The sequence below is a fragment of the Thermobispora bispora DSM 43833 genome (genome assembly GCF_000092645.1).
Taxonomy (GTDB): domain Bacteria; phylum Actinomycetota; class Actinomycetes; order Streptosporangiales; family Streptosporangiaceae; genus Thermobispora; species Thermobispora bispora.
Map to the genome: position 1 here is coordinate 2,435,931 of NC_014165.1, position 13,196 is coordinate 2,449,126.

The window sequence follows — 13,196 nt, forward strand, 5'->3', positions numbered from 1 at the left end:
CGGTGTCTTGATCAGCCCTGCGGTGGCGGTGGCTTGATCATCCGCGCGGTGGCGCCCCTCAGCCGAGCGGGCCGACCGCGGACTCGGCCGCGGCGACCACGGAGCCGTCCCGGATGAGCTGCACGGCGGCCTCGATCTCCGGGGCGAGGAACCGGTCCTGGCCGGGCCCGCCGACCGACTCCCTGAGCAGGGCGACCACCGCGCCGGTGCCCGGGGCCGGCCGGAGCGGCCGGCGCAGGTCGATCGCCCGGGCCGCGGTGATCAGCTCGATGGCGAGCACCCGGGTGAGGCCGTCGACCGCCCGGCGCAGCTTGCGCGCGGCGGACCAGCCCATGGAGACGTGGTCCTCCTGCATGGCCGAGCTGGGGATCGAGTCGACGCTCGCGGGCGCGGCGAGCCGCTTGAGCTCGCCGACGATGGCGGCCTGCGTGTACTGGGCGATCATGTGCCCGGAGTCCACGCCGGGGTCGTCGGCGAGGAACGGCGGCAGGCCCTGGCTGCGCGCCACGTCGAGCATCCGGTCGGTGCGCCGCTCCGCCATGGAGGCGAGGTCGGCGACCGGGATGGCGAGGAAGTCCAGCACGTACGCCAGGGGCGCGCCGTGGAAGTTGCCGTTGGACTCCACCCGGCCGTCGTCGAGGACGACGGGGTTGTCGATGGCGCTGGCGAGCTCCCGTTCGGCCACCGCGGCCGCGTGGGCGACCGTGTCGCGGGCGGCCCCGGCGACCTGGGGGGCGCAGCGCAGCGAGTAGGCGTCCTGCACCCGGGTGCACGAGCCGTCCCGGTGCGAGGCCATGATCCCGGAGCCGGCGAGCAGGGCGCGCATGTTCGCCGCGGCCACGGCCTGCCCGGGGTGCGGGCGCAGGGCCTGCAGGTCGGCGGCGAAGACCCGGTCGGTGCCGAGCAGGGCCTCCACGCTCATCGCCGCGGTGATGTCGGCGGTCTTGAGCAGCCGGGTGAGGTCGTGGATGGCGAGCACGAGCATGCCGAGCATGCCCTCGGTGCCGTTGATGAGCGCGAGGCCCTCCTTGGCGGCGAGCTCGACCGGCTTGATGCCGCACTCCTTGAGCGCCTCGGCGGCGGGCTTGAGCGTGCCCGCGGCATCCCGGACCACGCCCTCGCCCATGATGGTCAGGGCGACGTGGGCGAGCGGGGCGAGGTCGCCGGAGCAGCCGAGGCTGCCGTACTCGTGGACGACCGGGGTGATGCCGGCGTTGAGCAGCGCCTCCAGCACCTTGGCGGTCCGGGGCCGGATGCCGGTGTGCCCGCTGGCGAGGGTGCGCAGCCGGAGCAGCATCATGGCCCGGGTGACCTCGGTCTCCACCTCGGGGCCGGATCCGGCGGCGTGCGAGCGGATCAGGCTCTGCTGGAGCTTGGCCCGGAGCTCCGGCGGGATGTGCCGGGTGGCGAGGGCGCCGAACCCGGTGGACACGCCGTACGCGGGCACGTCGGCCCGGGCGAGCTCCTCGACCCGGCAGCGGGAGGCGGCCATCCTGGCCATCGCGTCGTCGGTGAGCCGTACGGCCGCGCCGTACCTGGCGACCCGGACGACGTCGTCGAAGCCGAGCCGTTCCGGTCCGACCGCCACGACCTCGCGCATCATCCCACCCTACTCGCCGGCCAGCCACGAACGGGTAACCAGCGTAACTCAGGTTCGCTCATTACAAAGATTGGCGCCCGGCCTCCCCCTGGCCTCAGAGGTCACACGGTTTCTGACCGGATCCGGGATCGTGATTTGGGGAGTCGGCGGGAATTGGATACAGTGCTCTGCGTGAGTCCGGCCAACGGACGCACGCGGAAGTGGCTCAGTTGGTAGAGCATCACCTTGCCAAGGTGAGGGTCGCGGGTTCGAGTCCCGTCTTCCGCTCGAGGCTTCGCCTGGTGGAGTGGCCGAGAGGCGAGGCAGCGGCCTGCAAAGCCGCGTACACGGGTTCAAATCCCGTCTCCACCTCTGCGTCAACGGGCGATTAGCTCAGAGGGAGAGCGCTTCCCTGACACGGAAGAGGCCACTGGTTCAATTCCAGTATCGCCCACCAGCGGCCCCGGGCCTGTGGCCCGGGGTTTTGCGTTTCCCAGCGTTCTCCCCCCGGCACGCCCGGCACCGCCGTACCCGTGGAGAGCCCGATCGCGGCCCTGGCGGAACGCGTCCACCCCGCTCATCCGCGCCCGTACGGAGAAGCCCGGCCGCGTCGCACGGACTCATCCACCCGCTCGCCCGCACCGCCGCACCGGGCGGATCCCGGCCGCGGCTCGCAGAACGCGCCCGCACCCCCGCGCCGCCGTACCGGACAACGCAGCGGCCGGCGAACCGGCGCCCCGGCACTGCGCGGCCCGCCGAACGGCCCATGCCCTGCGGGAACGCGCCGACACCAGGCACAGAAGGACATTCGGTCACCGGGCAGAGCACCGGTTTGGGCCCACACCGCTCCGGCCTTCTGGAATGATCTCGGAAAAACCCCCTGATCACCACGAGACTTGAAACGGACATGAACTCGCTTGACGAGATCTCAGCGTTCGCAGCCCAGAACCCGCTCATAGCGGTCCTCGGCTGTGTGCTCGGTCTGGCCCTGCTGGTACTGCTCTGCCTCATCCTCCGCACGGCGTTCACCGCCAGCGCCCGGGTGATCAGCCGCTGGGCCGAAGGCCGGCCGGCGGAGGACATCCTCACCATCGTCGCGGCGAGCATCGCCACCGCGGTCTCCGCGCAGGGCATGTGGCGCTTCTTCGGCGACGTGCTCGGCTTCGACGGGCCGCTGCGCCTGCTGCTCTTCGCCTTCATCGAGGTCGCCGTGATCACCAGCGCCGTGCGGGCCCGGCGCAACATGCGGGAGAACTACTCGGCCGGCATCGACGGCGTGGCCGTGTGGGTGCTCACCTGCCTCTCCGCGGTCCTGGCGAGCATGGACGCGCGGAGCGCCCCCGAGGTCATCTTCCGGCTCGCCGCCCCGCTGGTGGCCGCGTGGCTCTGGGAGCGCGGCATGGCGATCGAGCGGCGCAAGCTCACCGGGCGCGGCCGGATCAACTGGCGCTTCACCCCGGAGCGGATCCTGGTCCGGATCGGCCTCGCCGAGGCGACCGACCGCACCGCCAGCGAGGTGGACGCGCACCGCAGGCTCACCCGGGTGGCCCTCGCAGCCAAGCGGGCCCGTGCGCTGCGCGAGGCCGGCGCGTCCGAGCGGAAGATGCGCGCCGCGCTCGCCAAGCTCGACCGGGCGATGGACCGGGCCGTGGAGTACGCGGGCCTCGCCGTGGACGAGGAGCGGCAGAAGGCGCTGCTCGCCCAGATCGGCGCGCTCTACAACACGGCCGCGCTCATCGACCTGGACCCTCCGGTGCCGTGGGAGCACAAGGACAACAAGCAGCAGTCCCCCGCCGCCGCGCCCGCCGCGGCGCTGCCCGCCGGCAGCTCCCAGCCTGCGCAGCAGCAGGCCCAGGCCTCCCCGGCTCCGCCGATCGTCGATGAGGACGAGGAAGAGGACGTGCCCGCCGAGGAGCTGCCGGCGTTCGACACGGCTCAGCGCGCCGCGATGATCCGGGCCGCCCGCCGGTACTGGGACGAGCAGATCGAGCGCAAGTACGTGCCCCGGGCGGCGGACATCGCCAAGGAGGTCGGGATCCCGCTCGGCCTCGCCCGGGAGTTCCGCGCGCTGTGGAAGCTGGAGCCCAAGGCGCACGCGCTCCTCGAGGCGGCGTACAAGGAGCACGGCATCCCCGACACCGGGACCTTCCCGGCCATCGAGGTGCCCGAGCCGATCATGAGTGTGAACGGCTCCGCGAAGAGCGCCTGATCACGAGTGCGCTCCAGGGTGCTCTAGGCTTCGCCGGGGCGGGTTTCCCGGCCCGGCGAAGCCGCCCCGCCTCCGGGCGCACGGCCGTGCGGCGGTGTGGCCGGTTTCGTGAAGTGTCACCGAGATCCCTGGGGGCGGTATATGACTAAACCCATGGACAAAGCAGACATCGGCGTCACCGGGCTTGCGACGATGGGTCGCAACCTGGCCAGGAACTTCGCCCATCACGGTTACACCGTCGCGGTGCACAACCGGACCGTGAGCCGCACCAAGGAGTTCATGGCCGAACACGGCGGCGAGGGCGCGTTCCTGCCCGCCGATTCGATCGAAGAGTTCGTCGCCTCCCTGAAGCGGCCGCGCAAGGCGATCATCATGGTCATGGCCGGGAGCGCGACCGACGCGGTGATCGAGCAGCTCGCCGCCCATATGGAGCCCGGCGACATGATCGTGGACGGGGGTAACGCCCACTTCGCGGACACCCGGCGCAGGGAGGCGGCGCTCCGGGAGCGGGGCATCCACTTCGTCGGCACCGGGATCTCCGGGGGCGAGGAGGGCGCGCTGCGCGGCCCGAGCATCATGCCCGGCGGCTCCCCGGAGGCGTACCTCGAGCTCGGCCCGATGCTCGAGGACATCGCGGCGAAGGTGGACGGCACCCCGTGCTGCGTGCACGTCGGGCCGGACGGGGCCGGCCACTTCGTCAAGATGGTGCACAACGGCATCGAGTACGCCGACATGCAGCTCATCGCCGAGGCGTACGACCTGCTCCGGCAGGGGCTCGGCGCGACCCCGGCCGAGCTCGCCGAGATCTTCCGCGAGTGGAACCGGGGCGACCTGGAGTCGTACCTGATCGAGATCACCGCCGAGGTGCTCGGGCACACCGACCCGGCCACCGGCTCCCCGTTCGTGGACATCGTGCTCGACCGCGCCGAGCAGAAGGGCACCGGCCGCTGGACCGTGCAGAGCGCGCTCGACCTGGGGGTGCCGGTCACCGGCATCGCGGAGGCGGTCTTCGCCCGCGCGCTGTCGGCCCACCCGGAGAAGCGGAAGGCCGCGGCAACGCTCGCCGGCCCGCGCGGCGGCAGGGCGGCCGGCGGTGACACGCTCGTGGAGGACGTGCGGAAGGCCCTGTACGCGTCGAAGATCATCGCGTACGCCCAGGGCTTCGATCAGATCGCCGCGGCGAGCCGGGAGTACGGCTGGGACGTGAACCTCGGGTCGCTCGCCACGATCTGGCGCGGCGGGTGCATCATCCGGGCCCGGTTCCTCGACCGCATCCGGGCGGCGTACGACGCGGACCCGAGCCTGCCGACCCTGCTCGTCGACCCGGCCTTCGCCGAGGCCCTCGCCGACGCGCAGGACGCGTGGCGGCGGGTGGTGTCGACCGCGGTGACGATCGGCGTGCCGACCCCGGGCTTCTCCTCCGCGCTCGCCTACTACGACGCGCTCCGGCGCGACCGGCTCCCCGCCGCGCTCATCCAGGGCATGCGGGACTACTTCGGCGCCCACACCTACCGCCGGGTCGACCGGGAGGGCGCTTTCCACACCGACTGGTCCGGCGACCGCGCCGAACGGCCGGCCTGACCCGGTACGGCCCGCGCTCCGGCGGGCCGTACGGGCCGCGGGTGCGGGCCGTACGGGGTGCGATCCCCCTATCCCGGATCCGGACCCGGGCCGCGCGACCGGACGCGTGGCCCGGGGGATCACGGGGAGCTGCGACGGCCCACCCCGCCGGTGAGGCTCACTCCGCGGCGGCGGGGACCTTCTCCGGCTCCGCTGCTCCGCCGTGGCCGAGGCCGGTGCGCAGCGGGACGTGCTTGACGAAGGCGGAGGCCAGCGGGACCACGACCGCGAACAGCAGCGACCAGGCGAAGACCGAGGCGATCGCGTCCGCGAGGGACTCCACGAAGCCGGCCTTGACCTGGGCGGGGATGCTCCCGGCCGAGGCCGAGCGCATGTGCAGGGTGCTGCTCTGGCCGAGCATCTCCGCGGCCTGGGGCCCGAACCGCTCGGTGAGGTTGGCGGTGAGCCGGCTGTTGAAGATCGCCCCGAAGATCGAGATGCCGAACGAGCCGCCGATCGACCGGAAGAACGTCGCGGTGCTGCTCGCCACGCCCATGTCCTTCGGGTCGACGCTGTTCTGGGCGATCACCACGGTGGTCTGCATGAGGAAGCCGATGCCGGCGCCGAGCACGGCGATGAACACGCCGGTCTGCCACTTGGGCGTGGCGGCGTCCTGCAGCGAGAGCAGCCACAGGCCGGCCATCATCACCAGGCCGCCGATGATCGGGTAGCGGCGGTACCGGCCGGTCTTGGTGACCGCGAGGCCCACGACGACGGACACCACGGTCGAGGAGAGCATCATCGGGAGCAGGAGCAGCCCGGAGTTGGTGGCCGTGGCGCCCTGGACGAGCTGCTGGTAGATCGGCACGAAGGCGATGGCGCCGAACAGCGCGAAGCCGAGGAAGACGCCGACCACCGACATCAGGGTGAAGTTGCGGTCGGCGAACACGTGGAGCGGCAGGATCGGCTCGGCCGCGCGCCGCTCGATCGGGATGAACACCGCGAGCGACACGACCGCGAGCGCGGCGAGGGAGAGGATCTGCCACGAGCCCCAGGGTAGCCGTGCTCCTGGCCGCCCCAGGTGGCGATCAGCACGAGCGCGGTGATGCCGATGGTGATGACGATGGCGCCGGGCCAGTCGATCCGGTGGTCGGTGCGGTGCTTGGGCAGGCGCAGCCGCAGGTAGCACCAGATCAGCGACGCGCCGCCGAGCGGCAGGTTGATGTAGAAGGCCCAGCGCCAGTCGGCGTTGTCGGTGATGAAGCCGCCGACCAGCGGCCCGGCGATCATGCTGAGCGACATGACCCCGGCCATGATGCCCTGGTACTGCCCGCGCTGCCGGGGCGGGACCAGGTCCCCGATGATCGCCACCACGCCGACGAGGAGGCCACCGCCGCCGATACCCTGCACCGCGCGGAAGGCGATGAGCTGGGCCATGCCGCCCTCCGGGCCGCCGAGCAGGTCGGAGCCGGCCATGCCGCAGAGCGCGGACCCGACGATGAAGATCAGGATCGAGGTGAGGAAGACGCCCTTACGGCCGTACAGGTCGCCGAGCTTGCCCCAGATCGGCGTGGAGACCGTGGTGCCGAGGACGTAGGAGGTGGTCACCCAGGTGAAATATTCCAGCCCGCCGAGCTCGCTCACGATCCGCGGCATGGCGGTGCCGACGATCATGTTGTCGAGCATGGCGAGCGTCATCGCCAGCAGCAGGCCGGGCAGGACCTGCACGACCTCTTTGGACCGGCCCGGCACGGTTTGCGTCATGTGAGGTTCTCCTTCGTCTACTTACCTGCCGACCGGCAAGTAACCCGGCACACGGTAGAGTCCCTACCTGCCGGCCGTCAAATCCACGAGGACACCGAGGGATGCGCGCACAGACCGACACCAGGAGCCGAATTCAGGACATCGCCGTCCGGCTCTTCAGCGAGAAGGGGTACGAGGCCACCTCACTGCGGGAGATCGCCGAAGCCCTGGGCATGACCAAGGCCGCGCTCTACTACCACTTCCGCACCAAAGAGGACATCATCAGCAGCCTCGTCCAGGATCGGATCACGTACCTCGACGAGCTGATCGCCTGGGCGCGCCGGCAGCCGCAGACCCCCGAGACCAGGCGGGAGGTCATCCGGCGGTACGCCGAGGGCCTCCGGCAGGGGCGCCACAAGGACGTGATGCGCCTGATGGACTCCAACCAGGCCTCCCTCGCCCGGCACCCGAAGATCGTGGAGGTCCACGGCAAGATCTTCGAGCTCATCGACGTGCTCTGCGGGCCCGACGCGACCCTCGCGGACCGGCTCCGGGGCATGCTGGCGCTCGTCTCGCTGCACACCGTGTGGTTCCTCCCGGACGGCGCCGCGCCGCAGGAGCGCGTCGCGGCCGCGCTCGAGGTCGCCGATGAGCTGATCGAGCGGGCCGCCCTCCCCTCCCCCGGCGACGCCCGCTGAGCGGCGGCGCACCCTCACCGGCGCCCGGCCCGGCGGTTCCGCTTGGCCGGTCCGCCCATGTCCTTCCCGCGTGTCCTCCCCGATCGCGGCCGCCCGCGCGACGGTCGCCGGCCGCGGCGCTCCCGGCCGGACCTGCCGATCCGCTTCGGCTCGGCCACGTACGAGGGGTTCGTGGCCGCACCGGACGCCCGGAACCCGGCGCGGGCGCATCCCCGGAATCGTCGGCCGCCCTCGTTATCGTCGCGCCATGGACCACCCGAGGCCGGTGAGCGGCACGGTGCTCGCGTCCGGCGGAGGCCCGGCGCTCCCGTCCCACGGCGCACCGGCGGGCGCTCGCCCCGGATGGACGCCGGTGGCCGGGCAGGGACGAGAGGGAAGGCTTCGCCGCAGGGAGGGAGCGCTGACATGGCCGAGTCGATGGCGACGTTTCTGATGTTCCAGGACGGCCGCGCCGAGGAGGCGATGCGCTGGTACGTGTCGCTGTTCGGCGGCACCATCGAGCGCATCGACCGCTGGGGCGAGGACGAGCCGGGTGAGACCGGCAGGGTGAAGTACGCGTCGTTCACCCTCGCCGGGCACGCGCTGCGGTGCATGGACAGCCCGCCGGTGCACGCGTTCGGCTTCACGCCCTCGGTCTCGCTCTTCGTCGACTGCGCGGACGAGGCCGAGGTCGACCGGCTGTTCACGGCGCTGTCCGAGGGCGGCCAGGTGCTGATGCCGCTGGGCGAGTACGAGTTCAGCCGCCGCTTCGGCTGGTGCAACGACCGGTACGGGGTGTCGTGGCAGATCGGCCTCGTCTGAGGCCGCCGGGGGCCGGGGACGACGCCGGTCCGGTCTCCGCGTGCCGCCGTCCGGATTTCGGAGATCATGCGTCAGCCCGGGCGCGTCGCCCTTGGCACCCACCGGAACATGCCGGAGGATGCGCCCAAAGCGACCATCCGCGGCGACATGGCAGGTGAGCACATGACCCAGGCCGAGGAACGGAAGCCCGGCGCCGGTGTGCTGTTCGGGCAGGAGCACGTCCGGCGGTACCTGGAGACCGGGGGCGAGGAGGGCCACGACTGGCAGGGCACGACCGTCCTGATCCTCACCACCACCGGGCGCAAGACGGGGCGGAAGCACAGCACCCCGCTGATCTATCAGCCGTACGGCGACGCCTACCTCGTCGTCGCGTCCAAGGGCGGCAGTGACACCCCGCCGGACTGGTACCTGAACCTCGTGGCCAACCCCGAGGTCGAGGTCCAGATCAAACGCGACCGGTTCCGGGCCAGGGCGCGGACCGCAACCCCGGAGGAGAAGCCGGACATGTGGCGGGTGATGACCCGGGCGTGGCCGGCGTACGACGAGTACCAGCGGAAGACGAGCCGGGAGATCCCGGTCGTCGTGCTGGAACGGATCTGAGCCCACGGCCGAGGCACCGCCCCTACCGAGACCACCATGTCATCCACCCCGTGGCGGTGGCGGGGGCGCGCGGTTCACGCCGTCGCCTTAGGGCCGGAGGAAGGGCTGTCCCGGCTCTCCCCCGGAGGCGTGAGCGGGAGCCGGGCGGCGAGCGCGAAGCCGCCGTCGGCGGTCGGCCCGGCCATGAGCCGGCCGCCGAGGATGGCCACCCGCTCCCGCAGGCCGGCGATGCCGTACCCCCCGCTCACCTCCGAGGCCTCCTTGATCGCCCCGCGTGGGGGCCCGGACACCCGGGTGAGCTCCTCCATCGCCGCCTCCGCGTCCGTGCACGCCTCGGCGGTGGAGGTGTTGATCACGCCGACGTAGACGAGTTCGTCCCCTCTGACCTCGACGGCGATCCGGACCTTGGAGCCCGGGGCGTGCTTGCGGACGTTGTTGAGCCCTTCCTGGACGATGCGGTAGCAGGCGTGGGCGACCTTCTGCGGCAGGCGGCCCTGCGGGACGTCGATGTGCGTGGTGACCTCGAGGCCCGTGGCCTTGGCCTCCTCCGCCAGGCGCATGATCCCCTCGAGCCCTCCGGGCGAGGGCACCTCGTCCCGGCGGAGCACGGTGAGCAGCTGGCGCAGCTCGCTCAGCGCCTGGACGCCCTTCTCCTCGATGTTGCCGGCGAGCTCGTAGACCTCGCGGAGGTCCTTGGTCTCGCGGATGATCCCCGCGCTGAGCACCATGACGGTGACCGCGTGCGTCACCGTGTCGTGCAGCTCCCGCGCGATCCAGCGGCGCTCCCGGGACGCGGCGATCTCCTCCCGTTCGAGCGCCGTGGCGCGGGCCTCCTCGATCGCGTGGCGGTAGTGGCGCACCCAGGTGCCGACGAGGGCCGGCAGGTAGACGAGGGTGAAGGCGCGCACGAGGCTGAAGAACGGCAGCCGGTCGGTGTACGGGCACGCGTGGTCGACCACGAGGTACACGGCGGTGAGGCCCAGCGCCACGAAGGTCCACCGGGGCAGCCGGTGCACCGCGGTCATCGAGTAGGCGGCGAGGAGCATCGGTACGACCTGGCCGGTGAGCAGCGCGCACACCGCCGACATGATGATCATCGGCCAGGGCGTGCGACGCCGGAGCAGCATGGCCGCAGCGGTCAGCCCGCCCACCAGGTACTCGGCCCAGGCCAGCTGCGGCCCCCAGACCGAGAAGCTGAGGCCCGTGGCCGTCGCCGGTAGGGTGAACGCCAGGACGGCCACGGCGAGCACCACGTCGACGATGGCGCCGCGGTGCCGCATGACCAGCTCGGCCAGCTTCGTTCTCACACGGTGAGAGTGCCCGTTGACCTGCGGGTTCTCTCCACGGCACGCGCCTTTGGCGCCAACTTTACGGTGGGTCGCCGGGCTTGCGGCGGACCGAACGGTGCCTTGGTTTCGGCAGGATAGGACTCGTGAGCGAGAACCAGAGCCTCATCCAGCGTTTGCCGCGTGACCCGGATCCTGACTCGGTGTTCGACGCGTTCGTGAGATGGAACGCCGACCGGGGCATCACGCTCTACCCGGCGCAGGAGGAGGCGCTGATCGAGGTCGTCTCCGGCCACAACGTGATCGTCGCCACGCCCACCGGCTCCGGGAAGAGCCTGGTGGCCGCCGGAGCCCACTTCGCCGCCCTCGCCCGGGACGAGGTGAGCTTCTACACCGCGCCCATCAAGGCGCTGGTGTCGGAGAAGTTCTTCGACCTGTGCGCGCTCTTCGGCAGCGAGAACGTGGGCATGATGACCGGCGACGCCTCGGTGAACATCGACGCCCCGATCATCTGCTGCACGGCGGAGATTCTCGCGCAGATCGCGCTGCGGGACGGCGCGGACGCCGACGTCGGCACCGTGATCATGGACGAGTTCCACTTCTACTCGGAGCCGGACCGCGGCTGGGCCTGGCAGGTGCCGCTGCTGGAGCTGCCCCAGGCGCAGTTCGTGCTGATGTCGGCGACGCTCGGCGACATGTCCCGGTTCGAGAAGGACCTCACCCGCCGGACCGGCCGCCCCACGACGGTGGTCAAGAGCGCCGAGCGCCCGGTCCCCCTGGTGTACTCGTACCGGAAGACGCCGCTGCACGAGACGATCGAGGAGCTGCTCGCCAACGACCAGGCCCCGATCTACGTGGTGCACTTCACCCAGGCCGCGGCGATGGAGCGCGCCCAGGCCCTCACCAGCATCAACGTGTGCACCAAGGCGGAGAAGGAGGCCATCGCCAAGGAGATCGGCAACTTCCGGTTCACCACCCGCTTCGGCCGCACCCTCTCCAGGCTGGTACGGCACGGCATCGGCGTGCACCACGCGGGCATGCTCCCGAAGTACCGCCGCCTGGTGGAGCGGCTCGCCCAGGCGGGCCTGCTGAAGGTGATCTGCGGCACCGACACCCTGGGCGTCGGCGTCAACATCCCGATCCGCACGGTGCTCTTCACCGCCCTGTCGAAGTTCGACGGCAGCCGGGTGCGCCGGCTGCGGGCCCGGGAGTTCCACCAGATCGCCGGGCGGGCGGGCCGCGCCGGCTTCGACACGGTCGGCTACGTGGTCTGCCAGGCGCCCGAGTACGTCATCGAGAACGAGCGGGCCCTCGCCAAGATCGGCGACGACCCGAAGAAGCGGCGCAACTTCGTGCGGAAGAAGCCGCCCGAGGGGTTCGTCGGGTGGAGCGAGGAGACCTTCCAGAAGCTCCAGGAGTCCGAGCCCGAGCCGCTGGTCTCCCGGTTCAAGGTCACCAACGCCATGCTGCTCGCGGTGATCAACCGGCCGGGCGACTGCTTCCAGGCGATGAAGCGGCTGCTCACCGACAACCACGAGGACCGCAAGGCCCAGCGGCGGCACATCAGCCACGCCATCGCGATCTACCGCTCGCTGCTGGCCGGCGGGATCGTGGAGACCCTGCCCGAGCCGGACGAGTACGGCCGGCGGGCACGGCTCACCGTGGACCTGGGCGAGGATTTCGCCCTCAACCAGGCGCTCGCCACGTTCGCCGTGTCCACGTTCCGGCTGCTCGACCCCGAGTCCCCGACGTACGCGCTGGACATCGTCTCGGTCGTGGAGTCGACGCTCGACGACCCGCGGTCGATCCTCCAGGCCCAGCTCAACAAGGAGCGGGCCGACGCGGTCGCGCGGATGAAGGCCGAAGGGCTCGACTACGAGGAGCGGATGGAGCGCCTCGCGGAGATCACCTACCCCATGCCGCTCGCCGACCTGCTCTTCGGCGCGTACGAGGAGTACCGGCGCGGTCACCCGTGGGTGGCCGACCACGCGGTGAGCCCCAAGTCGATCGTGCGCGACATGTACGAGCGGGCGATGACCTTCACCGAGTACGTCCAGTACTACGAGATCGCCCGCTCGGAGGGGACGCTCCTGCGCTACCTCACCGACGCCTACCGGACCCTCTCCCGGACGGTTCCCACGCAGTACCGCAACGACGAGCTCGTCGACCTGATCGAGTGGCTCGGCGAGATGGTCCGCCAGGTCGACTCGAGCCTCATCGACGAGTGGGAGAAGCTCGCCAACCCCGAGGCCGCGGCCCAGGAGGAGGAGACCGAGGCCCCGGCCCGGCCGGTCACCGGCAACCCGCGGGCCTTCCGGGTCATGGTCCGCAACGCGATGTTCCGCCTGGTCGAGCTCGCCGCGCTCGACAAGGAGGAGGAGCTCACCGAGCTCCACCCCGAGATCGACTGGGGGGCCGCGCTCGACGCGTACTACGACGAGCACGACGAGATCCTCACCGGCCCGGACGCCCGCGGGCCGCACCTCCTCATGATCGAGGAGGGCAAGGACGTGTGGCGGGTGCGCCAGATCATCGACGACCCCGCCGGCGACCACGACTGGGGCATCAGCGCCGAGGTGGACCTCGCCGCCTCGGACGCCGAGGGGCAGGCCGTCATCCGGGTGACCGCGTTCGACCGGCTGTGACGGGGACGGCCGCCCCTCCCCCGGGGTTCCCGGCGTGTTGCACACCACTCACGGGAATTCGCTACCATAATCACG

At 71.5% G+C, this 13,196-nt stretch carries 10 protein-coding genes and 3 tRNA genes; 9 read left to right on the forward strand and 4 right to left on the reverse strand.

The genetic code is table 11. The features are described 5' to 3' along the window. Positions 1 to 58 precede the first annotated feature (58 nt). The gene (gene hutH, locus TBIS_RS10420) at positions 59 to 1,603 is read right to left on the reverse strand and encodes a histidine ammonia-lyase (RefSeq protein WP_013132345.1); all 1,545 of its coding nucleotides are present in this window, start codon (positions 1,601 to 1,603) and stop codon (positions 59 to 61) included. 191 nt (positions 1,604 to 1,794) lie between these two features. On the opposite strand from hutH, the gene TBIS_RS10425 reads away from it, so the two are divergent. The 5 genes from TBIS_RS10425 (at position 1,795) to gndA (ending at position 5,369) form a co-directional block, all read left to right on the forward strand. Further along, positions 1,795 to 1,867 (forward strand) — tRNA-Gly (locus TBIS_RS10425). 13 nt (positions 1,868 to 1,880) lie between these two features. Continuing rightward, positions 1,881 to 1,951: transfer RNA gene (locus TBIS_RS10430), tRNA-Cys, on the forward strand. A gap of 10 nt (positions 1,952 to 1,961) precedes the next feature. Beyond that, positions 1,962 to 2,036, forward strand: a tRNA-Val gene (locus tag TBIS_RS10435). A gap of 450 nt (positions 2,037 to 2,486) precedes the next feature. Next, positions 2,487 to 3,788: a hypothetical protein gene (locus tag TBIS_RS10440; RefSeq protein ID WP_013132346.1), complete on the forward strand. Its 1,302-nt coding sequence runs from the start codon at positions 2,487 to 2,489 to the stop codon at positions 3,786 to 3,788. 153 nt (positions 3,789 to 3,941) lie between these two features. Beyond that, the gene (gene gndA / locus TBIS_RS10445; protein WP_148231501.1) at positions 3,942 to 5,369 is read left to right on the forward strand and encodes an NADP-dependent phosphogluconate dehydrogenase; all 1,428 of its coding nucleotides are present in this window, start codon (positions 3,942 to 3,944) and stop codon (positions 5,367 to 5,369) included. A 157-nt stretch (positions 5,370 to 5,526) separates the two neighbouring features. Here gndA and TBIS_RS20080 read toward each other — a convergent pair whose 3' ends face one another. Then, entirely contained in the window at positions 5,527 to 6,360 is an 834-nt protein-coding gene (locus TBIS_RS20080; RefSeq protein WP_206771172.1) for an MFS transporter, read from the reverse strand. Further along, a complete protein-coding gene (locus TBIS_RS20085) occupies positions 6,270 to 7,112 on the reverse strand; it encodes an MFS transporter (RefSeq protein WP_206771173.1) in 843 nt (280 codons plus the stop codon). Before TBIS_RS20085 ends, TBIS_RS20080 begins: the two co-directional genes overlap by 91 nt. Positions 7,113 to 7,213: 101 nt before the next feature. Here TBIS_RS20085 and TBIS_RS10455 point away from each other — a divergent pair, with 101 nt between their 5' ends. The 3 genes from TBIS_RS10455 (at position 7,214) to TBIS_RS10465 (ending at position 9,190) form a co-directional block, all read left to right on the forward strand. Next, positions 7,214 to 7,789 (forward strand): TetR/AcrR family transcriptional regulator, encoded by a 576-nt coding sequence (locus tag TBIS_RS10455; RefSeq protein ID WP_013132348.1) that lies wholly within the window; start codon positions 7,214 to 7,216, stop codon positions 7,787 to 7,789. Between the two features lie 405 nt (positions 7,790 to 8,194). Next, entirely contained in the window at positions 8,195 to 8,590 is a 396-nt protein-coding gene (locus tag TBIS_RS10460; RefSeq protein WP_013132349.1) for a VOC family protein, read from the forward strand. 198 nt (positions 8,591 to 8,788) lie between these two features. Next, complete coding sequence (locus TBIS_RS10465; protein ID WP_041432165.1) at positions 8,789 to 9,190, forward strand: nitroreductase family deazaflavin-dependent oxidoreductase; 402 nt, start codon at positions 8,789 to 8,791, stop codon at positions 9,188 to 9,190. 74 nt (positions 9,191 to 9,264) lie between these two features. Here TBIS_RS10465 and TBIS_RS10470 read toward each other — a convergent pair whose 3' ends face one another. Further along, entirely contained in the window at positions 9,265 to 10,497 is a 1,233-nt protein-coding gene (locus TBIS_RS10470; protein WP_041431450.1) for a sensor histidine kinase, read from the reverse strand. Between the two features lie 125 nt (positions 10,498 to 10,622). On the opposite strand from TBIS_RS10470, the gene TBIS_RS10475 reads away from it, so the two are divergent. After that, on the forward strand, positions 10,623 to 13,121 hold the full coding sequence (locus TBIS_RS10475) for a DEAD/DEAH box helicase (protein ID WP_013132352.1): 2,499 nt from the start codon (positions 10,623 to 10,625) through the stop codon (positions 13,119 to 13,121). Positions 13,122 to 13,196: the final 75 nt, after the last annotated feature.

Bases quoted from the DNA above. Each gene is read 5' to 3' on its own strand.
- hutH (WP_013132345.1), bottom strand. From the start codon at position 1,603: ATGATGCGCGAGGTCGTGGCGGTCGGACCGGAACGGCTCGGCTTCGAC.
- TBIS_RS10440 (WP_013132346.1), top strand. From the start codon at position 2,487: ATGAACTCGCTTGACGAGATCTCAGCGTTCGCAGCCCAGAACCCGCTC.
- gndA (WP_148231501.1), top strand. From the start codon at position 3,942: ATGGACAAAGCAGACATCGGCGTCACCGGGCTTGCGACGATGGGTCGC.
- TBIS_RS20085 (WP_206771173.1), bottom strand. From the start codon at position 7,112: ATGACGCAAACCGTGCCGGGCCGGTCCAAAGAGGTCGTGCAGGTCCTG.
- TBIS_RS10455 (WP_013132348.1), top strand. From the start codon at position 7,214: ATGCGCGCACAGACCGACACCAGGAGCCGAATTCAGGACATCGCCGTC.
- TBIS_RS10460 (WP_013132349.1), top strand. From the start codon at position 8,195: ATGGCCGAGTCGATGGCGACGTTTCTGATGTTCCAGGACGGCCGCGCC.